This is a genomic window from Cellulomonas algicola, from assembly GCF_019024305.1.
In the GTDB taxonomy this organism is placed as follows: domain Bacteria; phylum Actinomycetota; class Actinomycetes; order Actinomycetales; family Cellulomonadaceae; genus Cellulomonas; species Cellulomonas algicola.
In genome coordinates this window covers 47,803-71,288 of the sequence record NZ_JAHKSJ010000034.1, presented here as the reverse complement: position 1 = coordinate 71,288, position 23,486 = coordinate 47,803, and the positions used below count along the sequence as shown (strand labels likewise).

Annotated in this window: 23 protein-coding genes; 14 read left to right on the top strand and 9 right to left on the bottom strand. The window is 74.5% G+C overall.

Annotated elements, in window-relative coordinates:
- Window positions 1–15 precede the first annotated feature (15 nt).
- Window positions 16–963, bottom strand: coding sequence for a DUF3152 domain-containing protein (locus KOV94_RS19475; RefSeq protein ID WP_308160673.1), 948 nt, complete (start codon window positions 961–963; stop codon window positions 16–18).
- 47 nt (window positions 964–1,010) lie between these two features.
- On the opposite strand from KOV94_RS19475, the gene KOV94_RS19470 reads away from it, so the two are divergent.
- Complete coding sequence (locus KOV94_RS19470) at window positions 1,011–1,679, top strand: TetR/AcrR family transcriptional regulator (protein WP_218052930.1); 669 nt, start codon at window positions 1,011–1,013, stop codon at window positions 1,677–1,679.
- A 73-nt stretch (window positions 1,680–1,752) separates the two neighbouring features.
- A complete protein-coding gene (locus KOV94_RS19465; protein WP_168679396.1) occupies window positions 1,753–1,977 on the top strand; it encodes a DUF3107 domain-containing protein in 225 nt (74 codons plus the stop codon).
- 105 nt (window positions 1,978–2,082) lie between these two features.
- On the opposite strand, the gene KOV94_RS19460 is transcribed toward KOV94_RS19465, so the two are convergent.
- Window positions 2,083–2,826, bottom strand: coding sequence for a ferritin-like fold-containing protein (locus KOV94_RS19460; RefSeq protein WP_124343909.1), 744 nt, complete (start codon window positions 2,824–2,826; stop codon window positions 2,083–2,085).
- 289 nt (window positions 2,827–3,115) lie between these two features.
- On the opposite strand from KOV94_RS19460, the gene KOV94_RS19455 reads away from it, so the two are divergent.
- Window positions 3,116–4,888 (top strand): DEAD/DEAH box helicase, encoded by a 1,773-nt coding sequence (locus KOV94_RS19455; protein WP_372449508.1) that lies wholly within the window; start codon window positions 3,116–3,118, stop codon window positions 4,886–4,888.
- A 166-nt stretch (window positions 4,889–5,054) separates the two neighbouring features.
- Here KOV94_RS19455 and KOV94_RS19450 read toward each other — a convergent pair whose 3' ends face one another.
- Window positions 5,055–5,678: a MarC family protein gene (locus KOV94_RS19450; protein ID WP_218052929.1), complete on the bottom strand. Its 624-nt coding sequence runs from the start codon at window positions 5,676–5,678 to the stop codon at window positions 5,055–5,057.
- A 9-nt stretch (window positions 5,679–5,687) separates the two neighbouring features.
- Window positions 5,688–6,530, bottom strand: a complete 843-nt coding sequence (locus KOV94_RS19445; RefSeq protein WP_218052928.1) for a PHP domain-containing protein — start codon at window positions 6,528–6,530, stop codon at window positions 5,688–5,690.
- 158 nt (window positions 6,531–6,688) lie between these two features.
- Here KOV94_RS19445 and KOV94_RS19440 point away from each other — a divergent pair, with 158 nt between their 5' ends.
- Window positions 6,689–8,248, top strand: coding sequence for an aminopeptidase P family protein (locus KOV94_RS19440; protein ID WP_218052927.1), 1,560 nt, complete (start codon window positions 6,689–6,691; stop codon window positions 8,246–8,248).
- 3 nt (window positions 8,249–8,251) lie between these two features.
- On the opposite strand, the gene KOV94_RS19435 is transcribed toward KOV94_RS19440, so the two are convergent.
- Window positions 8,252–8,983 (bottom strand): YflT domain-containing protein, encoded by a 732-nt coding sequence (locus KOV94_RS19435; protein ID WP_218052926.1) that lies wholly within the window; start codon window positions 8,981–8,983, stop codon window positions 8,252–8,254.
- A 71-nt stretch (window positions 8,984–9,054) separates the two neighbouring features.
- On the opposite strand from KOV94_RS19435, the gene KOV94_RS19430 reads away from it, so the two are divergent.
- The 9 genes from KOV94_RS19430 to KOV94_RS19390 all read left to right on the top strand — a co-directional run bounded on the left by KOV94_RS19430 (window position 9,055) and on the right by KOV94_RS19390 (window position 18,862).
- Window positions 9,055–10,362: a magnesium transporter MgtE N-terminal domain-containing protein gene (locus KOV94_RS19430; protein WP_124343977.1), complete on the top strand. Its 1,308-nt coding sequence runs from the start codon at window positions 9,055–9,057 to the stop codon at window positions 10,360–10,362.
- Window positions 10,355–10,963, top strand: coding sequence for a DUF1003 domain-containing protein (locus KOV94_RS19425; RefSeq protein ID WP_218052925.1), 609 nt, complete (start codon window positions 10,355–10,357; stop codon window positions 10,961–10,963). The genes KOV94_RS19430 and KOV94_RS19425 overlap by 8 nt, the downstream gene beginning before the upstream one ends.
- 66 nt (window positions 10,964–11,029) lie before the next feature.
- On the top strand, window positions 11,030–12,184 hold the full coding sequence (locus KOV94_RS19420; protein ID WP_124343979.1) for an Mrp/NBP35 family ATP-binding protein: 1,155 nt from the start codon (window positions 11,030–11,032) through the stop codon (window positions 12,182–12,184).
- Between the two features lie 95 nt (window positions 12,185–12,279).
- On the top strand, window positions 12,280–13,104 hold the full coding sequence (locus KOV94_RS19415; RefSeq protein WP_200829785.1) for a DeoR/GlpR family DNA-binding transcription regulator: 825 nt from the start codon (window positions 12,280–12,282) through the stop codon (window positions 13,102–13,104).
- Between the two features lie 35 nt (window positions 13,105–13,139).
- Entirely contained in the window at window positions 13,140–14,285 is a 1,146-nt protein-coding gene (galT, locus tag KOV94_RS19410; RefSeq protein WP_225917036.1) for a galactose-1-phosphate uridylyltransferase, read from the top strand.
- On the top strand, window positions 14,282–15,508 hold the full coding sequence (galK, locus tag KOV94_RS19405; RefSeq protein ID WP_218052923.1) for a galactokinase: 1,227 nt from the start codon (window positions 14,282–14,284) through the stop codon (window positions 15,506–15,508). Before galT ends, galK begins: the two co-directional genes overlap by 4 nt.
- A gap of 293 nt (window positions 15,509–15,801) precedes the next feature.
- The gene (locus KOV94_RS19400; RefSeq protein WP_218052922.1) at window positions 15,802–16,833 is read left to right on the top strand and encodes a permuted SH3 domain-containing protein; all 1,032 of its coding nucleotides are present in this window, start codon (window positions 15,802–15,804) and stop codon (window positions 16,831–16,833) included.
- On the top strand, window positions 16,830–17,642 hold the full coding sequence (locus tag KOV94_RS19395; protein WP_124343682.1) for an ABC transporter ATP-binding protein: 813 nt from the start codon (window positions 16,830–16,832) through the stop codon (window positions 17,640–17,642). Before KOV94_RS19400 ends, KOV94_RS19395 begins: the two co-directional genes overlap by 4 nt.
- On the top strand, window positions 17,639–18,862 hold the full coding sequence (locus KOV94_RS19390; protein WP_124343681.1) for an ABC transporter permease: 1,224 nt from the start codon (window positions 17,639–17,641) through the stop codon (window positions 18,860–18,862). The genes KOV94_RS19395 and KOV94_RS19390 overlap by 4 nt, the downstream gene beginning before the upstream one ends.
- Here KOV94_RS19390 and KOV94_RS21380 read toward each other — a convergent pair.
- Window positions 18,859–19,662: a helix-turn-helix domain-containing protein gene (locus KOV94_RS21380; protein ID WP_308160672.1), complete on the bottom strand. Its 804-nt coding sequence runs from the start codon at window positions 19,660–19,662 to the stop codon at window positions 18,859–18,861. The two genes, KOV94_RS19390 and KOV94_RS21380, sit on opposite strands and share 4 nt — an antisense overlap.
- Before the next feature lie 57 nt (window positions 19,663–19,719).
- On the opposite strand from KOV94_RS21380, the gene KOV94_RS19380 reads away from it, so the two are divergent.
- A complete protein-coding gene (locus KOV94_RS19380; protein ID WP_218052921.1) occupies window positions 19,720–21,045 on the top strand; it encodes an MFS transporter in 1,326 nt (441 codons plus the stop codon).
- A 70-nt stretch (window positions 21,046–21,115) separates the two neighbouring features.
- On the opposite strand, the gene KOV94_RS19375 is transcribed toward KOV94_RS19380, so the two are convergent.
- From KOV94_RS19375 to KOV94_RS19365, 3 genes are all read right to left on the bottom strand, one after another.
- Window positions 21,116–21,928, bottom strand: coding sequence for an exodeoxyribonuclease III (locus KOV94_RS19375; RefSeq protein WP_218052920.1), 813 nt, complete (start codon window positions 21,926–21,928; stop codon window positions 21,116–21,118).
- A gap of 68 nt (window positions 21,929–21,996) precedes the next feature.
- A complete protein-coding gene (locus tag KOV94_RS19370) occupies window positions 21,997–22,482 on the bottom strand; it encodes a VOC family protein (RefSeq protein WP_124343676.1) in 486 nt (161 codons plus the stop codon).
- Between the two features lie 121 nt (window positions 22,483–22,603).
- Window positions 22,604–23,485: a bifunctional methylenetetrahydrofolate dehydrogenase/methenyltetrahydrofolate cyclohydrolase gene (locus KOV94_RS19365; RefSeq protein ID WP_124343675.1), complete on the bottom strand. Its 882-nt coding sequence runs from the start codon at window positions 23,483–23,485 to the stop codon at window positions 22,604–22,606.
- Window position 23,486: the final 1 nt, after the last annotated feature.

Genomic DNA, 23,486 nt, shown 5'->3' with positions numbered 1-23,486 from the left:
CTGTCAGGCGCACTGTCAGGGGAAGGGCCACGGGTTGGGGACGCACGGCGCTGCCTTGTACGACTGCTGCTGCATGAGCGGGGCCAGCGCGCCGGGCGCCGGGCACTTCTCGTGCCCGTGCCCGAGCAGGTGCCCGACCTCGTGGTTGACGAGGTACTGGCGGTAGGTGACCTTGTCGCCCGCGAGCTCCTGCGTCGCGAGCACCCAGCGCCGCAGGTTGAGCACCGCGTTGCCGGCCCGGCCGCACGAGACCTGGCCGTTCGTGTCGAGCGGCGCGCACAGGTCGTCGACGCTCTCGGGGGACGCGAGGGTCACGCGGAGCTCGGCCGGCCCGTCGGTGCGCGCGAACGACACCGACCCGTCGGCTCCCCAGCCGCGCGGGTCGTTGAGCGTCGTCATGACGGTCTGCGCGAACCGCGCGCCGTCGACCGCGAGCCCGTCCTCGACCTCGACGCGGATCGTGCGCACGCGGCCCGTACCCGGGCCGGGGTCGCTGCCGGGGACGACCGAGAAGGTCCCGGCGGCGCGCTCGGGGACCTCGGCGGACAGCAGCCCGGCCTGGACGTCGACGAGCGTGAGACCCGGCGGCAGCGCGACGACCGGCGGGTCCGCCGACAGCAGGGAGTCGAAGCTCGGCACGGGCTCGGGCGCCGGCTCGCGCACGGCCGACCGGCTCGTGTCGGCGGCACGGCCCTGCGCGTCGTCCGCGTCGTCCGCGACGGCCGCACCCGTGCCCCCGACCTGCACGGACGACACCGAGAGGGCGAGCGCACCCCGGAGCGTGCCCGACGCCGACACCCCCGGCAGCGTCACGGTCGCCGTGCCGGCCCCCAGCAGGAGGCCACCGAGCGCGACGGCCGACGCCACCGCCACGGTCCGCCCGTCGGCGAGAGGTCGACCCCACCGGCGTCCGGGCGCACGGCGGGCGCGCTCGTCCGGACGGGGCATCTCGGGCGGGGTCACGCGGACATCGTCGCATCCCGGACACGTGCCGTCGCTACCATGCCGGGATGACAGACGGGACCGACGGCTCGCCCCCACGGCCGCGCAGCCCGCGGATGGCGCGCGACGAGCGCCGTGCCCAGGTGCTGCGCATCGCGCAGGACCTCTTCTCGTCCGAGGGTTTCCACCACGTCTCCATGGACGACATCGCCGACCGCGCCGAGGTCAGCAAGCCCGTGCTCTACCGGCACTTCCCCTCGAAGCTCGACCTCTACCTCGCGGTCGTCGACCAGTGCGGCTCCGACCTGCTCGCGGCCGTGGACGAGGCCGTCGCCCCCCTCGAGGCCGGACCCGTCCAGCGCGGCGCGGGGCGCGACGTCATCGCCGCGATCGTCCGGGCCTACATCGACTTCGTCGACGTCGCCGGGGAGTCCTCGACGCTGCTCTTCGAGTCGGACGTCACGCACGACGACGACGTGCGCGCCCGCGTCGAGCACGCGTCGTCCGAGGCCGCCCGCCGGATCGCCCGCGTGCTCTCCCAGGTGACGGGTCTGGCCGACGACGCCTCCGCCACGCTGGCCGTCTCGCTCATCGCGATGGCCCAGGGCGCGGCGACGCACCGGCTCCGCACGACGCCCGTCGCCGACGCCGGCATGACCGCCGAGCTCGTCACGCAGCTCGCCTGGGGCGGCGTCGCGGGCCTGGTCCGCCCCGACTTCGTGTACGAGGACGCCTAGGATCGTCCAGGCGGGCCCCGTGGGCCCGGACGCTCGCGAGCGGACGACGTTGGAGGACGAGGAAGACATGGCCGTGGAGATCACGATCGGCGTGCAGAACCTGCCGCGGGAGATCGTCCTGGAGACCGACCAGACCGCCGACGAGGTCGCGGCGGCCGTCGCCGCCGCGCTGGACGGCAAGACGGTGCTGGAGCTGCACGACACGCGCGGTCGTCGGGTGATCGTCCCGACGTCCACGCTGGGCTACGTGGAGATCGGGTCCGAGACGAAGGCCCGCGTGGGCTTCGGCAGCATCTGACGACGCACGGACGAGGCCCCCGCCGACCGGTCGGTCGCGGGGGCCTCGTCATGTCCGCGGGCCGCCGAGCGGGCGCGGCTCCCGGCGGCAACGCGCCGGGGTGGCTCAGGCGGTGAGGCCGAGCCGCGACATCCGGCGGGTGTGCTGCGCGGTGAGCTCGCCGAAGAGCTTGGTCGGCGGGTTCGCCGGGGCGGTGCGCCCGTCGGCCTGCTGGTCGGCCGCGACGACCGCGTCGCCCGTGCCGCTCGACACGAGCCGCACGAGCCCGGGGCGCTGCACGAGCAGCCGCTGCACGACGCCGAGCGCCTCCCCCACGAGCCGGCGCCCCCACAGCGCGAGCCGCGAGCTGAGCACACCGTCGTCGGAGCCGGCGGCGTCGAGCTCGGCCACGGCCAGCTCGGCGTGGGCGGCGTCGTCGAGGACCGCGAGCACGACCCGGCGGGACTCCGCGTCGAGGCCCTCGGCCGCGACCCGGCAGAAGTCGTCCGCGACGCCGTAGCCGACGTAGGCCTTGAGCAGCCGCTCCCACCACGTGCTGGGCTGCGTGCGGGCGTCGAAGTCGTCGAGGACGTGGTCGAACTGCGCGACCGCGGCGACGGGGTCCGCGCCCAGCTCGGTGATCCGCGCCATCACGGTGTCGCGACGGGCGACCGCGGCCGCGGCGAACCCGCTCAGCTGCAGCCGCTGGTCGGTCGTGGGGGCGACCGACGCGTCGGCGGCGAGCCGTGCGAAGGCGATCTGCTCCAGCTGCGCGACCAGCCCGAGCAGCTCCACGGTGTCGGCCTGCGAGGGTCCGGGACGGGCGGCGGGCGCGTCGTCGGGACCGGCCGGGAGTGCGTGCGTGGTCATCCGAGGATCGTATGCCGACGCCACGCCGCCGTGCGCGGAACGGTCCACAGGGTCGTCCGATAGGCTGGGGGGGTACATCGGTTGCCCGGTCGTCTCGGAGGGGACGCCGTCCCCGGTCCCAGGACCGGCTCGCGCAGCGCCGGACGCACGTCCGCAGCGGCTCGCGAGCGACTTTCACGATCGGCTGCCGGCCAACCCGCGTGGTGACCGCTGTCGCCCGGGAACGCCGCGATCGCCGGCCGCTCCTGGACAGCGCGCGGACCACCACCCTGCGCAGTGAGAAGCCAACGTGACCACGACCGACCCCGGCACCACCGTCGACTCCCCCGACAGCCCCGACGCCGCCGCGAGCGCGCTCGCCGCCCCCATGACGCGGCCGCTGCGCTCGACGTACTCGTCGGTGCAGGCCGTCGACGCGTCCTTCGCGGACTTCGACGTCCGCCCCGAGATCGTGCAGGCGCTCGCCGACGCGGGCATCTCGCACCCCTTCCCGATCCAGGCCATGACGCTGCCCGTCGCGCTGTCGCGGCACGACATCATCGGCCAGGCCAAGACGGGCACCGGCAAGACCCTCGGCTTCGGCGTCCCGCTGCTCCACGCGGTCGTCGCACCCGGCGAGGACGGCTACGACCAGCTCCCCGCGCCCGGCAAGCCGCAGGCCCTCGTCGTCGTGCCGACCCGTGAGCTCGCGGTGCAGGTCGCCGGGGACCTCGCGACCGCGTCGGCGCGCCGCACGGTCCGCGTCGTCCAGGTGTACGGCGGCCGCGCGTACGAGCCGCAGATCGAGGCGCTCAACAAGGGTGTCGACGTCGTCGTCGGCACGCCGGGCCGCATGATCGACCTGCTCAAGCAGCGCCACCTCGACCTCACCCGCGTGCGCACCGTCGTGCTCGACGAGGCCGACGAGATGCTCGACCTCGGCTTCCTGCCCGACGTCGAGACGCTGCTCGCCGCGACCCCCGCGTCGCGCCACACCATGCTCTTCTCCGCGACCATGCCGGGCGCGGTCGTCGCGATGGCGCGCCGCTACATGACGCAGCCCACGCACATCCGCGCGGCCGACCCGGACGACGACGGCAGCCAGACCGTCAAGAACATCAAGCAGGTCGTCTACCGGGCGCACGCGCTCGACAAGGTCGAGCTGCTCGCGCGCATCCTCCAGGCGAACGGACGCGGCCTGACGATCGTGTTCGCGCGGACCAAGCGGACCGCCGCGAAGGTCGCCGACGACCTGGTCGAGCGCGGGTTCGCCGCGGGCGCGCTGCACGGCGACCTCGGCCAGGGCGCGCGCGAGCAGGCGCTGCGCGCGTTCCGCCACGGCAAGGTCGACGTGCTGGTCGCGACCGACGTCGCCGCGCGCGGCATCGACGTCGAGGACGTCACGCACGTCGTCAACTACCAGTGCCCCGAGGACGAGAAGACCTACCTGCACCGCACCGGCCGCACCGGCCGCGCGGGCAACAAGGGCACCGCGGTCACGTTCGTCGACTGGGACGACATGCCGCGCTGGTCGCTCATCGACAAGGCGCTCGGGCTCGGCATCCCCGAGCCGGTCGAGACGTACTCGTCGTCGCCGCACGTCTACGCCGACCTCGACATCCCCGAGGGCGTCAAGGGCCGGCTGCCGAAGGCGCAGCAGACCCGCGCGGGTCTCGCCGCCGAGGCGATCGAGGACCTGGGCGAGACCGGCAAGCGCGGCGGTGGCGCCGGTGCGCGCACCGGCAGCGCAGGCTCCCGCGGTCGCGGGGGCGAGCAGCGTGGCGGTGAGCAGCGCGGTGGTGAGCAGCGCGGTGGCCAGCCGCGTCGCGACGAGGACGGCTCCCGCGAGGGGGGCGGCCGTCGCCGTCGTCGCGGTGGCCGTGGCGGAGCGGGCGAGGGTGCCGCGACGTCCGAGGGCGCCGAGCGCAGCGAGCAGGGCGGCTCCGACGCTCCGCGCGCCGAGGGCGGCGGCGAGGCGGGCGAGGGCGGTGCGCGCCGCAGCCGGTCGCGCAGCCGTCGTCGGACGCGCGGTGGTCGCCCGGTCGAGGGCGGCGCAGCGCCGTCGGCTCCCGCCGACGCCTGACGCCTGACGCACGAAGGGCGCGCATCCCGGACGGGGTGCGCGCCCTTCGGCGTCTCGGCGCCGCCGCGCCTGTCCGCGGCAGGCCGCGGCAGCGCGGCGGACGGGCGGTCCGCGGCGCGACGCGCCGGTCCCGACGACACCCGCGTTCCGCGGCGGGGCGACCGGGTCAGGCGGACTTGATGAACGCCTCGACGGCGTCGGCGACGAGCTGCACGGCGATGGCCGCGAGGAGCAGACCGGCGATCCGGGTGACGAGGATCGTGCCCGACTCCCCCAGCACGCGATGGATGACGTTCGCGAACCGCATGGCGAGGTAGAGGCAGACGTGCACCGCGAGGACGCCGAGCGCGATGGCCACCCAGTCGGCCGCGGACCCGTCGGACTGCGTCACGAAGACCATGGTCGCGACGATCGCGCCGGGACCGGCGAGCAGCGGCGTGCCGAGCGGGACGAGCGCCACGTTGACGTTCGTGTTGCCCGACGGCTGCGGCTCCTCCATCTTGCCGGTCAGCAGCTCCATCGCGACGAGCAGCAGGAGCAGGCCGCCGGACGCCTGCAGCGCGGGCAGCGAGACGTGCATGTAGCTGAGCAGCGACTGCCCGAACAGCGCGAACGCCACGACGACGCCGAACGCGACGGCGACGGCCTGGCGGGCGGCGCGGTTGCGCTGCACCCGGGACATCGCGCTCGTCAGCCCGAGGAAGATCGGCACGGTCCCCGGGGGGTCCATGATGACGAACAGCGTGATGAACACCGACGCGAACAGGTGCACGTCGAGGACGTCCGACACGCGGCCTCCTTACCCTCCGAGCACCGGCAGACGCCCCTGCTCCTCGATCGCCGCCAGGACGTGCGGCTCGGTGAGATTCTCCCCCAGCCGGTTGACCTTCCCGGTCCCGTGGTAGTCGCTCGACCCCGTGACGAGCAGCCCGAGGCGCTCGGCGATCGCCAGGAGGCGCTCGACCTGGGCCGGCGAGTGGTCGCGGTGGTGGACCTCCAGCCCGGCGAGCCCGGCGTCGGCGAGCTCGTCGAAGACCTCGTCCGGCACGACCCGCCCGCGCGCGTCGGCGCCGGGGTGCGCGAAGACCGGCACGCCCCCGGCCGCCCGGATCGCCCGCACGGCGGTGGCCGCCGACGGCGCGTAGTGCGGCACGTGGTACGGGCCGTCGGACCGCAGCAGGTGCGCGAACGCCGCCGACCGGTCCGGCACGACGCCCCGCGCGACGAGCGCGTCGGCGATGTGCGGGCGGCCTACCACGACGGCGTCCGCGCTGTGGTCGAGCACGTCCTGCCAGGTGATGGGCACGTCTGCCGCGAGCAGCTCGACCATCGCCTCCGCGCGGTGCACGCGCGAGCGCCGCGACCGCTCGAGCTCGCGATGCAGGGCAGGCGCGTCGGGGTCGTGGAGGTAGGACAGCACGTGCACGCTGATGCCTGCGGACCTCGCGGAGACCTCGGTGCCACGCACGAGCCGCACGCCGTGCCGGGCCGCCGCGTCCGCGGCCTCGTCCCAGCCGACCGTCGTGTCGTGGTCCGTCAGGGCGACCACGGCCAGACCCGCCTGCGCGGCCGCCGCGACGAGGTCCCCGGGGGCGTCCGTGCCGTCGGACGCGGACGAGTGGGCGTGCAGGTCGATGCGCATCCGCACACCGTAACCGCGCGACCACGGCGTCCACGGGCCCGGTGCGCAGCGCGCACGCCGCCGGCGCGACCCGACCCCGGGCACGGCCGGACGCCGGGTGGAGCACCTCCGCGGACGCGTCCCGTCGTCGTCGCGCCCGCCGATGGGACAATGGCGCGATGACCACGGAGCCCACGCCCGAGACCGCCACCCCCGCCGTCGACCCGGCTGTCGCGCACGGCGACGAGCAGCCCCTCGCGGACCGCGGCAGCAACCGGTCGCAGCGCCCGGGCTCGGCCGAGTTCCTGCGGTTCGTGACGTCGGGCTGGGGCGAGCGGCCCGCGTCGACGGCGACCCGCAACCCCGCCGCCGACCACACCGAGCGTCGGCGCGCCGCGCTCTCCGCGCACTTCCCCGGCGAGCGGCTCGTGATCCCCGCGGGCACGTTCAAGGTGCGCTCCAACGACACCGACTACCGGTTCCGCCCGCACTCGGCGTTCGCGCACCTCACGGGCCTGGGCGTCGAGCAGGAGCCCGACGCGGTGCTCGTGCTGCACCCCGTCCCGGACGGCGAGGGCGACGGCGGGTCCGGCCACCGCGCGGTGCTCTACCTGCGGCCCCTCGCGGGCCGGGACACCGCGGAGTTCTTCTCCGACTCCCGCTACGGGGAGTTCTGGGTCGGCGCACGGCCCACGCTCGAGGACGTCGAGACCGAGACCGGGATCCGCACCGCGCACCTCGACGACCTGCGCGACGCGCTCGCCAAGGACGCGGGCGCCGACGGCGTGCAGGTCCTCGTCGTGCCGGACGTCGACGAGGCGGTGGAGGAGGTCGTCGAGGAGATCCGCGCGACCGAGGCCGCGGGTGCGCGCGACGAGCGGCTCGCCGAGGCGCTGTCCGAGCTGCGGCTGCTCAAGGACGCGTACGAGGTCGAGCAGATGCGCCTCGCGGTCGACACGACGATCGAGGGCTTCGAGAAGATCGTGCGCGCGCTGCCCGCCGCGCAGGAGCACCGCCGCGGCGAGCGCGTCATCGAGGGCACGTTCGTCGGGCACGCCCGCCAGGAGGGCAACGCCGTCGGGTACGAGACCATCGCGGCCGCGGGCGAGCACGCGACCACGCTGCACTGGATCGACAACGACGGCCCCGTGCGCGCGGGCGACCTCGTCCTCGTCGACGCGGGTGTCGAGGTCGACTCGCTCTACACCGCCGACGTCACGCGCACGCTGCCCGTCGACGGCACGTTCACCGAGGTCCAGCGGCGCGTCTACCAGGCCGTGCTCGACGCCGCCGATGCCGCGTTCGCCGTCGCGAAGCCCGGGACGCGGTTCCGCGACGTGCACGACGCCGCGATGCGCGTCATCGCCGCACGCCTGGAGGAGTGGGGCCTGCTGCCCGTCTCCGCGGAGGACTCGCTCAAGCCCGAGAACCAGCACCACCGGCGGTGGATGGTGCACGGGACGAGCCACCACCTGGGCCTCGACGTGCACGACTGCGCGCAGGCGCGCGCCGAGCTCTACCTCGACGCGGAGCTGCAGCCCGGCATGGTGTTCACGATCGAGCCCGGCCTGTACTTCAAGTCCGACGACCTGCTCGTGCCCGAGGAGTACCGCGGCATCGGCGTGCGGATCGAGGACGACGTGCTCGTGACCGCCGACGGCAACGAGAACCTGTCGGCGGCGCTGCCGCGCGACCCCGACGCCGTCGAGGCGTGGATGCAGGGTCTGCTCGGGCGCTGACGCTCAACGGCCGTCGGCGTCGCCCGCGGGGGGCGTCGGCGGCTGCGGCGCGCTCGTCGTCGGGCCCTGCGGTGCGTCGGTCGGGGGCACCGGCGGCTGGTGCTCGGGCACGTGGGGCGCCGGCGGCGCGACGGGCGGCACGCTCGGTGACGCAGCGGGCTGGGTGGCGGACGGCGCGGGCGGCGGGTACGACGCGGCGGGGTCGGACACGGGTGTCGGCGGGGTGACGGCCGGTCGCGCGGGCCAGCCGGACTGCACACCGCCGACCTCGCGCAGCAGCTCCCGGGCCTTGTGCGCCTGCTCCGTCTGGCACAGCACCGCGTAGGACGACGCGACGATCTGGCTCGACGACGTGAAGTCGCGCCGCCCGCGCGAGAACGAGTACGTGATGACGGAGAACAGCAGGCCGAAGGCACCGCCGATGAGGATCGCGGGGATGAACGGGCTGCTGGACCCCGGCGCGGTGAACAGCGACAGCAGCAGGCCGACGAAGAGGCCGAACCAGGCACCGGACACGAACCCGCCGAGCGCGACGCGCGGGTAGGACAGCCGCCCGGTGACGCGCTCGACCATGCGCAGGTCGGTGCCGACGATCGTCACGAGCTGCACCGCGAACGCCTTGTCGGCCAGGTGGTCGACGGCACGCTGGGCCTCCAGGTAGGTCGCGTACGACGCGACCGTCTCGCCCTGCGGCGGGGTGGGGGTGCGGGGGACGCGCGGGCCCGTGAACGACATGCCGCGATCCTCCCCCACGGCGCGCACGGATGCCACCAGCCGATCCGGTCGCACCCCGTTAGGCTGCGACCGTGAGCAGCGTCGGGACCAGGGTCTTCGTCGCGCGCCTCGCCGGCACCACCGTCTTCGACCCGCTCGGCGACGAGGTCGGGCGGGTGCGCGACGTCGTCGTGCTGGTCCGCCCGAAGGGTGCGCCGCGCGCGGTCGGTCTCGTCGTCGAGGTCCCGGGCCGGCGTCGCGTGTTCCTCCCGCTCACGCGCGTGACGGCCGTCGACGCCGGACAGGTCATCTCGACCGGCCTCGTCAACATGCGGCGGTTCGAGCAGCGCTCCACCGAGACGCTCGTCGTCGGCGAGCTCCTGGACCGCACGGTCGACCTCGCGGACGGGTCCGGTCAGGCGACGGTCGAGGACGTCGCGATCGAGCTCCAGCGGGGCGGCGACTGGCTCGTCACGAAGGTCTTCGTCCGGCGCCGACCGGCCGGCAAGCCCGGGCTGCTGCGCCGTCGTGGCGAGACGCTGCTCGTGCCCGTCGAGGGCGTCATCGCGCTGGGCCGCACGTCCACGAGCGCGCAGGGCGCCGAGCTGCTGCTCGCGCAGTACGAGGACCTCAAGGCCGCCGACCTCGCCGACGTGCTGCACGACCTCGGCACGACCCGCCGCCTCGAGGTCGCGTCCGCCCTCGACAACGAGCGGCTCGCGGACGTGCTCGAGGAGCTGCCCGAGGACGACCAGGTGGCGATCCTCCAGGGCCTCGCGCTGGCGCGGGCCGCCGACGTCCTCGAGGCGATGCAGCCCGACGACGCCGCCGACCTGCTGGGCGAGCTGCCCGACGAGCAGGCGGCCGAGCTCCTCGAGCTCATGGAGCCCGAGGAGGCGAAGGACGTCCGGCGGCTCCTCGCGTACGAGGACAACACCGCGGGTGGCCTGATGACGACCGAGCCCGTGATCCTCGGGCCCGAGACGTCGATCGCGGCGGCCCTCGCGCACGTGCGCCGGCAGGACCTCGCGCCCGCTCTGGCGTCCATGGTGTTCGTCGCACGCCCGCCGCTGGAGACACCGACGGGCCGGTTCATCGGCGTCGTCCACCTCCAGCGGATGCTGCGCGAGCCCCCGCACGAGTCGATCGGCTCGATCGTCGACACCGACGTGGAGGCGATCCCCGCGGACGCCGCTCTCATGTCGGTCACGCGACAGCTCGCGACCTACAACCTGCTCGCGCTGCCGGTCGTCGACGAGGAGAAGCGCCTGCTCGGCGCGGTGTCCGTCGACGACGTGCTCGACCACCTGCTGCCCGAGGACTGGCGCGAGACCGACGAGGAGCCGCGCGTCACGCTCCCGGCGACCCCGACGGCCCAGCCCGGGGTCGGTCGTGGCTGAGCGGCTCGACCAGCCGCGCGAGACGCGGCGGGTCCTGCTCCGGCGCCCGCGCGTCGACTCGGAGCGGCAGGGCCAGTGGTCGGAGTCGATCGCGCGGTTCCTCGGCACGCCCCGGTTCATCATCTGGCTCACGGTGTTCTGCGCCGTGTGGATCGGGTGGAACACCCTCGCGCCCGAAGGCCTGCAGTTCGACTCGGCCGACCTCGGCTTCACCGCGCTGACGCTCGTGCTGTCGCTCCAGGCGTCGTACGCCGCGCCGCTCATCCTGCTCGCGCAGAACCGGCAGACCGACCGGGACCGCGTGCAGTTCGAGCAGGACCGGCAGCGCGCCGAGCGGAACCTCGCGGACACCGAGTTCCTCGCGCGGGAGGTGGCCGCGCTGCGCATCGCGCTGTCCGAGGTCGCGACGCGCGACTTCGTCCGGTCCGAGCTGCGCAACCTGCTCGAGGAGCTCGCCGAGGACCGCGAGGCCGAGCGTGAGGAGCGCGAGCGCGCCGAGCAGGAGCGCGCGGACCAGGAGCGCGCCGACGCCGGCCGGGCGGAAGCCGAGCGCGCCGACCTGGACCGCGGCGGGGACGAGCGCGCCGACCGGCCCGTGTGAGCCGACGGGCCTTTCCCACGGGCCCCCCGTCCCGGAGGCCTGGTGCGCGCCACCTACGATGAGGGCATGCCCCAGCCCGACCCGACGACCCTCGACGCCGCCGTCCGCGGCGCGCTCGCGACGGTTCTCGACCCCGAGATCCGTCGCCCCATCACCGACCTCGGCATGGTCCGGTCGGTGGACGTGGAGACGACCCCTGCGGGTGCGCGCGTGCGGGTCGGCGTCGACCTCACGACGCCCGGCTGCCCGCTCAAGGAGACGCTGACGCGCGACGTGACCGGTGCGGTGCAGGCCGTCGAGGGCGTCGCGGAGGTCGTCGTCGAGCTCGGGGTCATGACCGCCGAGCAGCGCCAGGCGCTGCGCACGCTGCTGCGCGGCACCGACGCCGAGCCGGAGATCCCGTTCGCCAAGCCGACGTCGCTGACCAAGGTGTACGCGATCGCGTCGGGCAAGGGCGGGGTCGGCAAGTCGTCGGTCACGGCGAACCTCGCGGTCGCCCTCGCCGCCGACGGGCTGCGCGTCGGGGTCGTCGACGCCGACATCTACGGCTTCTCGATCCCGCGCATGCTGGGCGTGACGCGCCCGCCGACCAAGGTCGACGACATGCTGCTGCCGCCCGTCGCGCACGACGTCAAGGTCGTGTCGATCGGCATGTTCGTGCCGCCCGGCCAGCCGGTCGTGTGGCGGGGCCCGATGCTGCACCGCGCGCTCCAGCAGTTCCTCGCCGACGTCTTCTGGGGCGACCTCGACGTCCTGCTGCTCGACCTGCCGCCCGGGACCGGCGACATCGCGATCTCGGTCGCGCAGCTGCTGCCGGGTTCGGAGATCGTCGTCGTCACGACCCCGCAGGCTGCGGCCGCCGAGGTCGCCGAGCGCGCCGGATCGGTTGCCGTGCAGACGCGGCAGCACGTGGTGGGCGTCGTCGAGAACATGTCGTGGCTCGAGCAGCCGGACGGGTCGCGGCTCGAGATCTTCGGGTCCGGCGGCGGCGCGCGGGTCGCGGAGAACCTCGGCCGGCTGACGGGTGGCGACGTGCCGCTGCTGGGCCAGGTGCCGCTCGACGTGACGCTGCGCGAGGCCGGCGACGCGGGCACGCCCGTCGTGCTGTCGGCGCCCGACTCCCCCGCGGCCCAGGCGCTGCGGGAGGTCGCGCGCGGCCTGTCGTCGCGCCGTCGCAACCTGGCCGGCCGCTCTCTGGGCCTCACCCCGTCCGCCCGCTGACCGACCGCGGTCACAGCCGCCACGCGCGTCGTGAAGCGGCGGGATCTCCGCGGGCAGGTGTTTGAAGTTGTTCGTTTGTGTGTGATGATGTCGGGGTGTTGGCGAGCCAGCGGCAGGAGCACATCCTCGCGGTCGTCCGGGCGCACGGCGCGGCCCGGGTGGCCGACCTCGTCGTGAGCCTCGACGTCTCCGACATGACCGTCCGGCGGGACATCGCGGAGCTCGCGCGCGCCGGCCTGGTCCGTCGCGTGCACGGCGGGGCCGTCGCACCCGACGCGGGTGGCCGCCCCACCGACGAGCCGGGCTTCGAGGCCAAGCGCACGTGGGCGCAGGACGAGAAGCGCGCGATCGCCCGCGCCGCGCTCGCGACGGTCGAGCCCGGCCAGTCGATCGCGCTGTCGGCGGGCACGACGACGCACCTGCTCGCCGAGCTCGTGGCCGCGACGCCCGCGCTGCGCCCGCTCACGGTCGTGACCAACGCGGTCGGCGCCGCGGACGTGCTGCATCGCGCGACCCCCGGCGACGACCGCCTCGAGGTCATCCTCACGGGCGGTGTGCGCACCCCGTCGGACGCGCTCGTCGGCCCCGTCGCCGACGCCACGCTCGCACGCCTGCGCGTCGACCGGGCCTACCTCGGCGTGCACGGCGTCGACGCGGACGGTCTCACGACGCCGAACCTCGCCGAGGCCGCCACGAACCGCGCGCTGATCGCGGCCGCGGCCGCCACCACGGTGCTCGCCGACCACACCAAGTGGGGCGTCACCGGCCTCGCGCGCATCGCGAGGCTCGACGAGGTCGACGTCCTGCTCAGCGACGAGGGCCTGCCGGCCGACGCCCGCCGCGCCGTCGGCGACGCGACCCGCCTCCAGCTCGCCCCCACGACCACGCCCGCCACCACCACCCCCGGAGAGCGCCCGTGAGCACCACCCCCGCCGTCCGCAAGACGGTCACGCACATGGCCGACGGCCGCGAGCTCGTCTACTTCGACGACAGCGAGCCCTACGTCTCGGGCGCCGCGACACGTCGGCTCGACGACCCGCGCCCGCTCCCCGACCGGTTCGCGCCGGTCGTCGACGAGCACGGCGTCGCGCACCCGATCACGGGTCCGGAGCTGCGGCGCGACCCGCTCACGGGCGACTGGGTGGCGATCGCCGCGCACCGCATGAACCGCACGTTCCTGCCGCCGGCCGACGCGAACCCGCTCGCCCCGGCGCGCCCGGGTGCGACGTACCAGGACGGCGAGATCCCGGACACCGACTACGACGTCGTGGTGTTCGAGAACCGCTTCCCGTCGCTGCTCGCGGTGCCCGGCGTCGTCGACGAGCCGACCGCGGCCGACGGCGAGGAGCTGTGGACCGTCCGACCGGCCGCCGGGCGGTGCGAGGTCGTGTGCTTCTCGTCCGACGCGACGCAGTCGCTGCGCACGGTCGGCCCGCGCCGGATGCGCACGATCGTCGAGGCCTGGGCGGACCGCACCGAGGCGCTCGGTGCGCTGCCGGGCATCGAGCAGGTGTTCGTGTTCGAGAACCGCGGCAAGGAGATCGGCGTCACGCTGCACCACCCGCACGGGCAGATCTACGCGCTGCCGTACCTGGCGCCGCGCACGGCTGCGATGGTCGCCCAGGCGCAGGCGCACCACGACGCGACGGGTCGCCTCCTGGGCCGCGACCTGCTCGACGCGGAGCTGCGCGCCGGGACGCGGGTCGTCCTGGAGTCCGAGCACTGGGTCGCGTACGTGCCGTTCGCGGCGCGCTGGCCCGTCGAGGTGCACCTGGCGCCGCGTCGCGACGTGCCCGACCTGCCCGCGCTCACCGACGCCGAGCGCGCGGACCTCGCGGACGTCTACCTCGAGCTGCTGCGCCGGCTCGACCTGTTCTTCGTCGACGACGAGTCGGCGATCCCCCTGCCGTACATCGCGGGCTGGCACCAGGCGCCCGTGCACGAGGGTCGCGAGGCGTCCCGGTTGTTCCTGCAGGTGTTCTCGGTGCTGCGCGCGCCGCACAAGCTCAAGTACCTGGCCGGCATCGAGTCGGGCCTGGGCGCGTGGGTCAACGACACGACGCCCGAGCGGATCGCGGCTCGCCTGCAGGACCTCGCATGAGCGCGGTGACGTGGGTCGACGCGTGGTCCGCCGAGGAGGGCGAGCAGCGGGCGCGGGCGCTGTTCGCCGCGTCGTTCGACGCGGAGCCCGACGGCACCTGGTCGGCACCGGGCCGGGTCAACCTCATCGGCGAGCACACCGACTACAACGGCGGGCTGTGCCTGCCGATCGCGCTGCCGCACCGCACCTACGTCGCGGTGCGACGCCGTGACGACGACCTCGTGCGCCTGGTCTCCGCGCAGGACGCGGGCCGGCTGCGCGAGGTGCGCCTCGCCGACGTCGCGCCGGGGACGGTCGACGGCTGGCCGTCGTACGTCGTGGGCGTCGCGTGGGCGCTGCGCGAGGCGGGCCACGCGGTCCGCGGGTTCGACGTCGCGGTCGACTCGTGCGTGCCGTTCGGCGCGGGCCTGTCGTCGTCGGCCGCGCTCGAGTCCGCGGTCGCGGTGGCCCTCGACGCGACGCACGGGCTCGGCCTCGCAGGCCCCGCGGGCGAGCCGGACGACGCCGGTCGCGCGCTCCTCGCGGCGGCGTGCGTGCGCGCGGAGAACGAGATCGCGGGTGCCCCGACCGGCGGCATGGACCAGGCGGCGTCGCTGCGCGCGCTGGCCGGCCACGCGCTGCTGCTCGACTGCCTCGACGGGTCGGTCCGGCAGGTGCCGTTCGACCTCGCCGCCGACGGCCTGGCCCTGCTGGTGATCGACACGCGCGCCGAGCACGCGCTCGTCGACGGCCAGTACGCGGCCCGTCGCGCGGCGTGCGAGGCGGCGGCGGCCCGGCTGGGGCTCGGGACGCTGCGCGAGATCGACCCGGACGGCCTCGACCGCGCGCTGGCGACGCTCGACGACGGCTCGGACGAGGGCACCGTGCAGGTCCGCCGCGTGCGGCACGTCGTGCGCGAGATCGCGCGCGTGCAGGAGTTCGTCGCGCTGCTCGACGACGACCGCCTGCGCGAGGTCGGACCGCTCATGGACGCGTCGCACGTGTCGCTGCGCGACGACTACGAGGTGTCGTGCCGCGAGCTCGACGTCGCGGTCGAGGCGGCCCGGGGCGCGGGCGCGCTCGGTGCGCGCATGACCGGCGGCGGCTTCGGCGGCTCGGCGATCGCGCTCGTCCAGGGCGGCGCGGTCCAGGACGTCGCGGCCGCGGTCGTCGAGGCGTTCGCGACCGAGGGCCTGCACGCCCCGGCGTTCTCCGTCGCGCTCCCGGGCGGCCCGGCCGCCTGATCCGCCGACGCGGACGACGCCGTCCCCCGCGGCCCGACGGCGTCGCCCGCTCACGGGCGCCGGCGCGCTCCCGCGTCCTGCACGCACCGGTCCGCCGGGGGCGCACGGGGGCCTCGCTCGGTCCGGCAGTGCTCCGACACGCGCGATCCCGCAGGTGGTGGCGCTAATGCGCGTCGCGCAGTAGTGTTCGGCGCGGAGTAACACGGTTGTCATACCCGGGGTGGATCCGCGTCCCGCGTCGGGCTCAGTACGGTTCCTCCGCACCCCACCACCTGCATGCGAGGAGTCCGCCCGTGGGCGTCACCCGTCGGATCATCTTCCCGGCCCTACGACTGCTCGTGTGGGCGGTCATCGCCGTCGCGCTCGTGCGGATCGCGTTCGACGGCGCCGACCTCGACACGACCAGCGACGCGCTCACGCCGACGGGATCGGTGTCCGAGCCGACCGTCGCGGCGGAGACGGGCACCATCACGAACGTCGTCACCGTGCAGGGCGCGGTCGTCGCCGACCCCGCGGTGGTCGCGCGGGCGACGCTCGCCGGCACCGTCTCCAAGGTGCTGGCCGCCGACGGCGCGGCCGTGCAGGCCGGGACGCCGCTGCTCGAGATCCGGCAGGAGACCCCGCAGGAGCCGATCGTCAAGACGGACCCCGTCACGGGCGAGCAGACGACGACCGAGCGCAAGCCCAAGGTGACCGTCGAGGTCGTCAAGGCGCCGGTCGGGGGCACGCTCGCGATGCCCACGCTCAAGGACCAGGTGCTGTCCGTCGGCGACGAGGTCGCGAAGGTCTCCCCCGGGACGCTGTCCGTGAGCGGCACGCTCACACCCGACCAGCAGTACCGCCTCATCGGCGCACCGACGACCGCCCAGGTCACGCTCAACGGCGGTCCGGCACCGTTCGAGTGCACGGGCCTGCGGATCGGCGCACCCGCGACCGCGAGCGGCCAGCAGCCCGACGACGGCGCGACGACCAGCACGTCGGGCGCGCTCACGTGCGCGATCCCGGCCGGCGTCACCGCGTTCGCCGGGCTCGGCGCGTCGATGCAGGTCACCAACGGCGAGGCGAAGGACGCGGTCGTCGTCCCCGTCACGGCCGTCCAGGGCAGCGTGCAGAACGGCAACGTCTGGGTCGTCGCGGCCGAGGGCGACGAGCCCGAGCAGCGGGCCGTCAAGCTCGGGCTCACGGACGGCAAGAGCGTCCAGATCACCGAGGGCCTCGCGCTCGGCGACACCGTCCTGCAGTTCATCCCGGTGCCCGGCGGTGCGGACGGCGAGGTCGACTGCGACGACCCGGCGCAGTACGACCCGACGGTGTGCGGCGGATGAGCCTGCTCGAGCTGACCGACGTCACGCGGTCCGTCGTGCTGCCCGACGACCGGGTGCTGCACATCCTGCGCGGCGTGACCGTCGCGGTCGACGCGGGCGAGCACGTCGCGATCGTCGGGCGGTCCGGCACGGGCAAGTCGACCCTGCTCAACATCCTCGGCCTGCTCGACGCCCCCACGACCGGCGAGTACCTGCTCGAGGGCGTGCCGATCCAACGCCTCTCGAGCCGCACCCGGACCGTCCGTCGCGGGCGCGACTTCGGCTTCGTGTTCCAGCAGTTCAACCTGCTGCCCGGTCGCACGGCCCTCGAGAACGTGACGGCTCCGCTGCTCTACGCACGCGGCAAGCAGTTCTGGGCGCGCACGCGGCTGGCCGCCGAGATGCTCGACCGCGTCGGGCTCGGCGACCGCCTCGAGACCATGCCGGAGAAGCTGTCCGGCGGGGAGCAGCAGCGCGTCGCGATCGCCCGCGCGCTCGTGCGGGGTCCGCGCGTGATCCTCGCGGACGAGCCGACGGGCGCCCTCGACGTGGAGACCGGCGGCGAGGTCATGGACCTGCTCGACGACATCGCGTCCCAGACGGGCGCCGCGCTCGTCACCATCACGCACGACCTGGCCGTCGCCGCCCGCGCCGAGCGGCAGTACCGCCTGGCCGAGGGCGTCCTCGTGCCGATCACGCTCGACACCGGGTCGCACTGGGTCGGCGACGTGCCGACGCAGGTCGCCGATCGCGGCGGTGCGATCGAGAGACGGGTGCTGCCGGGCACGCCCACGAGCACCGACGACGACGTGCAGGGGGTCCACGCATGACCGGGATCGTCGGCGCGCTCGTCGAGGCGTGGGACGAGCTGCGCATCCACAAGCTGCGCGTGCTGCTCGCGCTCATCGGCGTCGCGTGCGCCGTCACGGCGATCACGGGCGTCACGGCCGTCGTCTCGATGCTGAGCCAGTCGTTCAGCGAGCAGCAGGAGCGGCAGACCGGCCGTTCGGTGACGATCACCTTCAGCGCGAGCCCGCGGACCGAGAGCGCTCAGGCGGACACGGCCCGACTCGACGCGACGTACCGCGAGACGCTCGAGCGGTACGGGATCGAGCACGCGAGCCGTCGGCTCTACACGCCCGTCGAGGCGCGCTTCCCCGAGGGCACGCAGCCCGTGGACGTGCAGGCCGTCGACGCCGAGTACGGCACGCTCATGCGCCTCGTGCCCGACGAGGGCCGCTGGTTCACGGACGCCGACACCGACGCGTACGCGCCGTCGCTCGTCGTCAACGAGACGTTCCTGCGCAACCTCGGGTTCGAGGACCTGACGTCGCACCCCACCGTCGAGATCGGCGGCGACCACCCGGTCCTGGCGACCATCATCGGCGTCACCGCCGACCCGTACCCGGACATGATGCCGAGCGCGTTCGTGCTCTACGGCCAGTACGAGCGCTGGCTCACGGGATCCGCGGACGCCGCTGCCGCGAGCATGGGCCCGTGGCAGCCGATGCCCGAGCTCATGGCGTGGGTGCCGCGCGAGGAGCACCGCGCACTCCAGGCGCAGATCACCCGCGACGTCCAGGCCGCGGTCCCGGGCTTCGAGGTGTGGTCGAGCGACAACGACTGGGACGCGAGCGCGATCGACGGCGCCACCAAGTGGGTCGGCATCGGCGTCGGCGGGTTCGCCCTGCTGCTCGGCGGGCTGGGACTCGTGAACATCGCGCTGGTCACCGTCAGGCATCGCATCCGGGAGATCGGCATCCGTCGGTCGTTCGGGGCGACGTCGAGCCGCGTGTTCTTCGGCGTGATGCTCGAGTCGGTCGTCGCGACCGTCGTCGCGGGGCTCGTCGGCGTCGTCCTGGCCGTCGCGATCGTCAAGAACATCCCCGTGGACCGCGTGTTCGGGGGCGGCATCCAGGACATGCCGCCGTTCCCGTTCTCCGCAGCAGCCGTCGGGATGGCGGCGGCGACGTTCGTCGGGGCGCTCGCGGGGCTGGTCCCCGCGGTCTTCGCGGTGCGCGTCAAGGTGATCGACGCGATCCGCTACTAGTCGTCGACGCGGTGCGGCTGCGCGCCGCGGTCGTCCTCGTCGTCGCGGTGCGGCTGCGCGCGGCGGTCGTCGTCGTCGCGGGGCCGCTCCGCACGCCGGACTCCGTCGTCGCGCGCAGGCCGACCCCCGGCGTCGCGCGTGACGTCCTCGTGGACCGCGACGAACAGCGAGTACGCGGTGCCACCCGGGGTCGCGGGGCGCGCGGCGAACTCGTCGGCGAGCTTCCCGAGCCGGGCGGTGAGCTCGGCGTACCCGTCGGCGTCGAGCCGCAGCCCGAGCCGCGTCAGGTTGACCGTCTCGGGGTCGACCAGCGCGACCTCCTCGAAGAAGGCGTTCAGGAGCGTGCGGCCCATGCCGGCCTGGTCACGCAGCTGCCACGTCCGGCCGGTCGCGCGGTACGGCACCTCGCGCGAGCCACGGGTGCCGCGACGGACGGGCAGCGCGACGAGGAAGCCGCGGTCGACGAGCGTGCGGACGTGGTGGAGGACGGTGGCCGGGTTCCGGTCGAGGGCCGCCGCGATCTCGCGGTTGGTGCGCGGTTCGTCGAGGCACAGCCGCAGGATCCGCAGGCGCAGCGTGCTGGCGAGCGCGCGCGCGTCGGCGTCGGCGTCCGCTGTCAGACCAGGGGGCTCCGGCGGCAGCGACCCGCCCTGCACCTCGTGCGCGACGGCGCCGGGCTCGCCGGTCGCGGGCGCGTCGGGCGCGTCGGGGGCGTCGGGGGCGTCGGGGGCGTCGGGGGCGTCGGCCGCGAGCGCGTGAGCAACGAGCGCACGTGCCGTCGACCCGTCCTGCGTGCTCATGCCACCACTCTCGCACACTGATTGACTTTTCCCAATCAGTCGCGCCACCCTGGGTCCGTGACGACCCCCTCCCCCGCTCCGGCGACGGCCGAGACCGCGCCACGACGGTCTCTCATCCACCACGCCGACTTCCGCCGGCTGTGGACGGGCGACGCGCTCGGTCAGCTCGGCACCCAGCTGACCGTCATCGCGCTCCCCGTCCTCGCGGTCGACACGCTCGCGGCGACCGAGTGGGAGATGGGCGTCCTCAGCGCCGCCGAGACGCTCGCGTTCCTCGTCATCGGCCTGCCCGCCGGCGCGTGGGTCGACCGGATGCGCAAGCGCAACGTGCTCATCAACGCCGACCTCGTCCGGGCGCTCGTGCTCGGCGTCGTGGTGGTCACCGCGCTCACCGGCCACGCGTCCATGCCGCTGCTCATCGGCGCGGCGCTCGTCATCAGCGTGTGCAGCACCTTCTTCGACGTCGCCCACCAGAGCTACGTGCCGTGGCTCGTCGGCCTCGACCACATCGTCGAGGGCAACTCCAAGCTCCAGTCGACGCAGTCGGTCGCGATGGTCGTCGCCCCCGCCATCGCCGGCGCGCTGCTGCGCGTCGTCGCCGCGCCCGCGCTCATGGCCGTCAACGTCGTCACGTACGCCGTCTCGGCGTTCGCCGTCGGGCGCATCCGGCACCGCGAGCAGCCGCCCGCGCCCGAGACGCGCCGGCCCCTGCGCGTCGAGATCGCCGAGGGCGTGCGGTTCGTCGTGCACGAGCCGCTGCTCCGCCGGATCGTCGCGTGCACCGGCATCGGCAACCTCTTCGGCACGGCCGCCGGCGCCCTCAGCGCGATCTACGCGCTGCGCGTCCTCGGCCTCGACACCGCCGCGTTCGGCACCGTGATGTCTGCCGGGGCGATCGGCGGGCTCCTCGGTGCCGTCGCCGCCGACCGGCTCGCGCGGCTCGTCGGAGAGGGCCGCATCATCCCCCTGTCCGCGCTGCTGTTCGTGCCCGCCGCCGCGCTGCCGCCGCTCGCCGTCGTGCTCGACGTGCCCGCCCAGGTCGTGCTCATCGCCGGCGGCTTCCTGTTCAGCTTCTCGGTCGTCGTCTACAACGTCGCGCAGGTCAGCTTCCGCCAGCGGCTGTGCCCGCCCGCGCTGCTCGGGCGCATGAACGCCTCCGTGCGGTTCTTCGTCTGGGGCACCATGCCGCTCGGCGGCATCCTCGGCGGGTGGCTCGGCACGCAGATCGGCGTCGTGCCGACCCTGTGGGTGTGCGCCGGCGGCGCGCTGCTGTCGACGATCCCCGTCGTGTTCTCGCCGCTCCTGCGCATGCGTGACCTGCCGCGCCCCGACGACGCCCCGACGGGCCAGGCGCCGACCGACGAGGGCGGCCCGACGGCCTGACGCCCGCCGCCGGCGGACCGGCCGGGCGCACCGGACGTGCCGAGCGCGCCCGTCGTGCCGGGCGTCCGGCTCAGAGGTCGTACTCGACGACCAGCGGTGCGTGGTCGGAGAACCGCTCGGCGTACGTCGGCGCGCGGTCGACGGTCGCGCTCACTGCGGCGTCGGCCAGGTCGGGGGTCGCGAGCTGGTAGTCGATCCGCCATCCCGCGTCGTTGTCGAACGCCTTCCCGCGCCACGACCACCACGTGAACGGGCCGGGACCCTCACCACCGAGCTCGCGGCCCAGGTCGTGCCACGAGAGGTCGTCGAACCAGCGGTCCAGGTAGGCGCGCTCCTGCGGCAGGAACCCTGCCGCCTTGAGGTTGCCCTTCCAGTTCTTGATGTCCGCCTCGCGGTGCGCGATGTTGAGGTCGCCCGCGACGACCGCGTAGCCGCCGTCCCGGGACAGGTCCCCCAGCCGTGCGGTGACGTGGTCGAGGAAGGCGTACTTCTCGTCCATCGACGGGGTCCCGAGCGTGCCCGAGTGGATGTACGTCGAGACGACCGTGACCTTGCGGGCGGGAGCGCCGTCGTGCGACGGCACCGCGAGGTCCGCCTCGACCCACCGCCCGGTGTCGCCCGTGACCCCGGTCTTCAGACCGATCCGCACCGCGTCCATGGGCAGCCGCGACGCGATCGCGACGCCGGCCCGGCCCTTCGTCTCCGACGCCTCGTGCGCGAGGTGCCACTCGTCGGCGGACAGGTGGTCGGCGAGGACCTCGTCGGACGCGCGGACCTCCTGCAGCAGCAGGACGTCGGGCTTGCGCGCCTCGAGCCACTCCCCCATGCCGCGCTTGTAGGCGGCGCGGATGCCGTTGACGTTGACGCTGGCGATCGTGAGCACCGGACCATCCAACCCCACGCCGCCGACAGGCCCGACCCCCTCCGGCCGGGCCTGCGGCGAGCGGCGGGTCACTCGCCGCGGTAGGCGGCCTCCAGCGCGGCGATGTCGAGCTTCTTCTGCGTGAGCATGACCTGCGTCGCGCGTGCGGCGCCCTCGGGGTCGGCGTCGGGCGACATGGTCCACATCGCGAGCTGACGCGGGACCACCTGCCACGAGAGGCCGAAGCGGTCGGTGAGCCAGCCGCACGCGACCTCCTCGCCGCCGCCCTCGAGCAGCGCGTCCCAGTAGCGGTCGAGCGTCTCCTGGTCGTCGACGTCGACGAGGAACGAGAACGCGGCGTTGAGCGTGAGCGAGGCGCCGGCGGAGATGGCCGTGACCGGCATGCCGTCGAGCACGAACTCGACGAGGAACGGGTCGCCCTTCTTGACGTCCGGCATGTCGGCGGGTGCGTGGACGATGTTCGTGATCGACGAGTTCGGGAAGACCGAGACGTAGAACTCGGCGGCCTCGACGGCGTTGTCGTGGTACCAGAGGTGCGGCTGGACGATACCCATGACGGGTCCTCCCGGGAGTCGGCGGGTCGACGGTCGTCGACCACTCTCCTCCCGACAGACCGGCCCCGGTACCCGCACTCATCGGGGTACCGGGGCCGGTGTCGGACCAAGGCGGGGTGGATCAGCCCGCGAGGCGCTCCGCGGTGTCGACGACGTTGCTCAGGAGCATCGCGCGTGTCATGGGACCGACGCCGCCCGGGTTGGGCGACACCCACGACGCGATCTCGTGCACACCGGGGTCGACGTCGCCGACGACGCGGCTCTTGCCGGTCTCCGGGTCGGTCGCCCGCGACACGCCGACGTCGATGACGACGGCGCCAGGCTTCACGATGTCGGCCGTGATGATCCCCGGCACGCCCGCGGCGGCGACGATCACGTCGGCGTTGCGGGTGTGCTCGGCCAGGTCCTCGGTGCCCGTGTGCGTGAGCGTGACGGTCGCGTTGATCTCGCGCCGCGTGAGCAGCAGGCCGATCGACCGCCCGACGGTGACGCCCCGCCCGACGACGACCACGTCCGCGCCGCGCAGGTCGACGTCGTGCCGCAGCAGCAGGTCGACGATGCCGCGCGGGGTGCACGGCAGCGGGCTCGTGACGGGCTCGTTGACGCGCAGGACCAGTCGCCCGAGGTTGGTCGGGTGCAGGCCGTCGGCGTCCTTGTCGGGGTCGATCAGCTCGAGCACGCGGTTGGTGTCGATCCCGCGCGGCAGCGGCAGCTGCACGATGAACCCGGTGCACTCCGGGTCCTCGTTCAGCCGACGGACCGCGGCCTCGATGTCCTCCTGCGTCGCGTCGGCCGGGAGGTCCTCCCGGATCGACGCGATGCCGACCTCGGCGCAGTCGCGGTGCTTGCCCTCGACGTACCAGCGCGAGCCGGGGTCGTCACCGACGAGCAGGGTGCCGAGGCCCGGGCGGATGCCACGGGTCGCGAGGGCGGCGACGCGCTCCGCGAGCTCGCCCTTGATGCGCGCCGCGGTGGCCTTGCCGTCGAGGATCTGTGCCGTCATG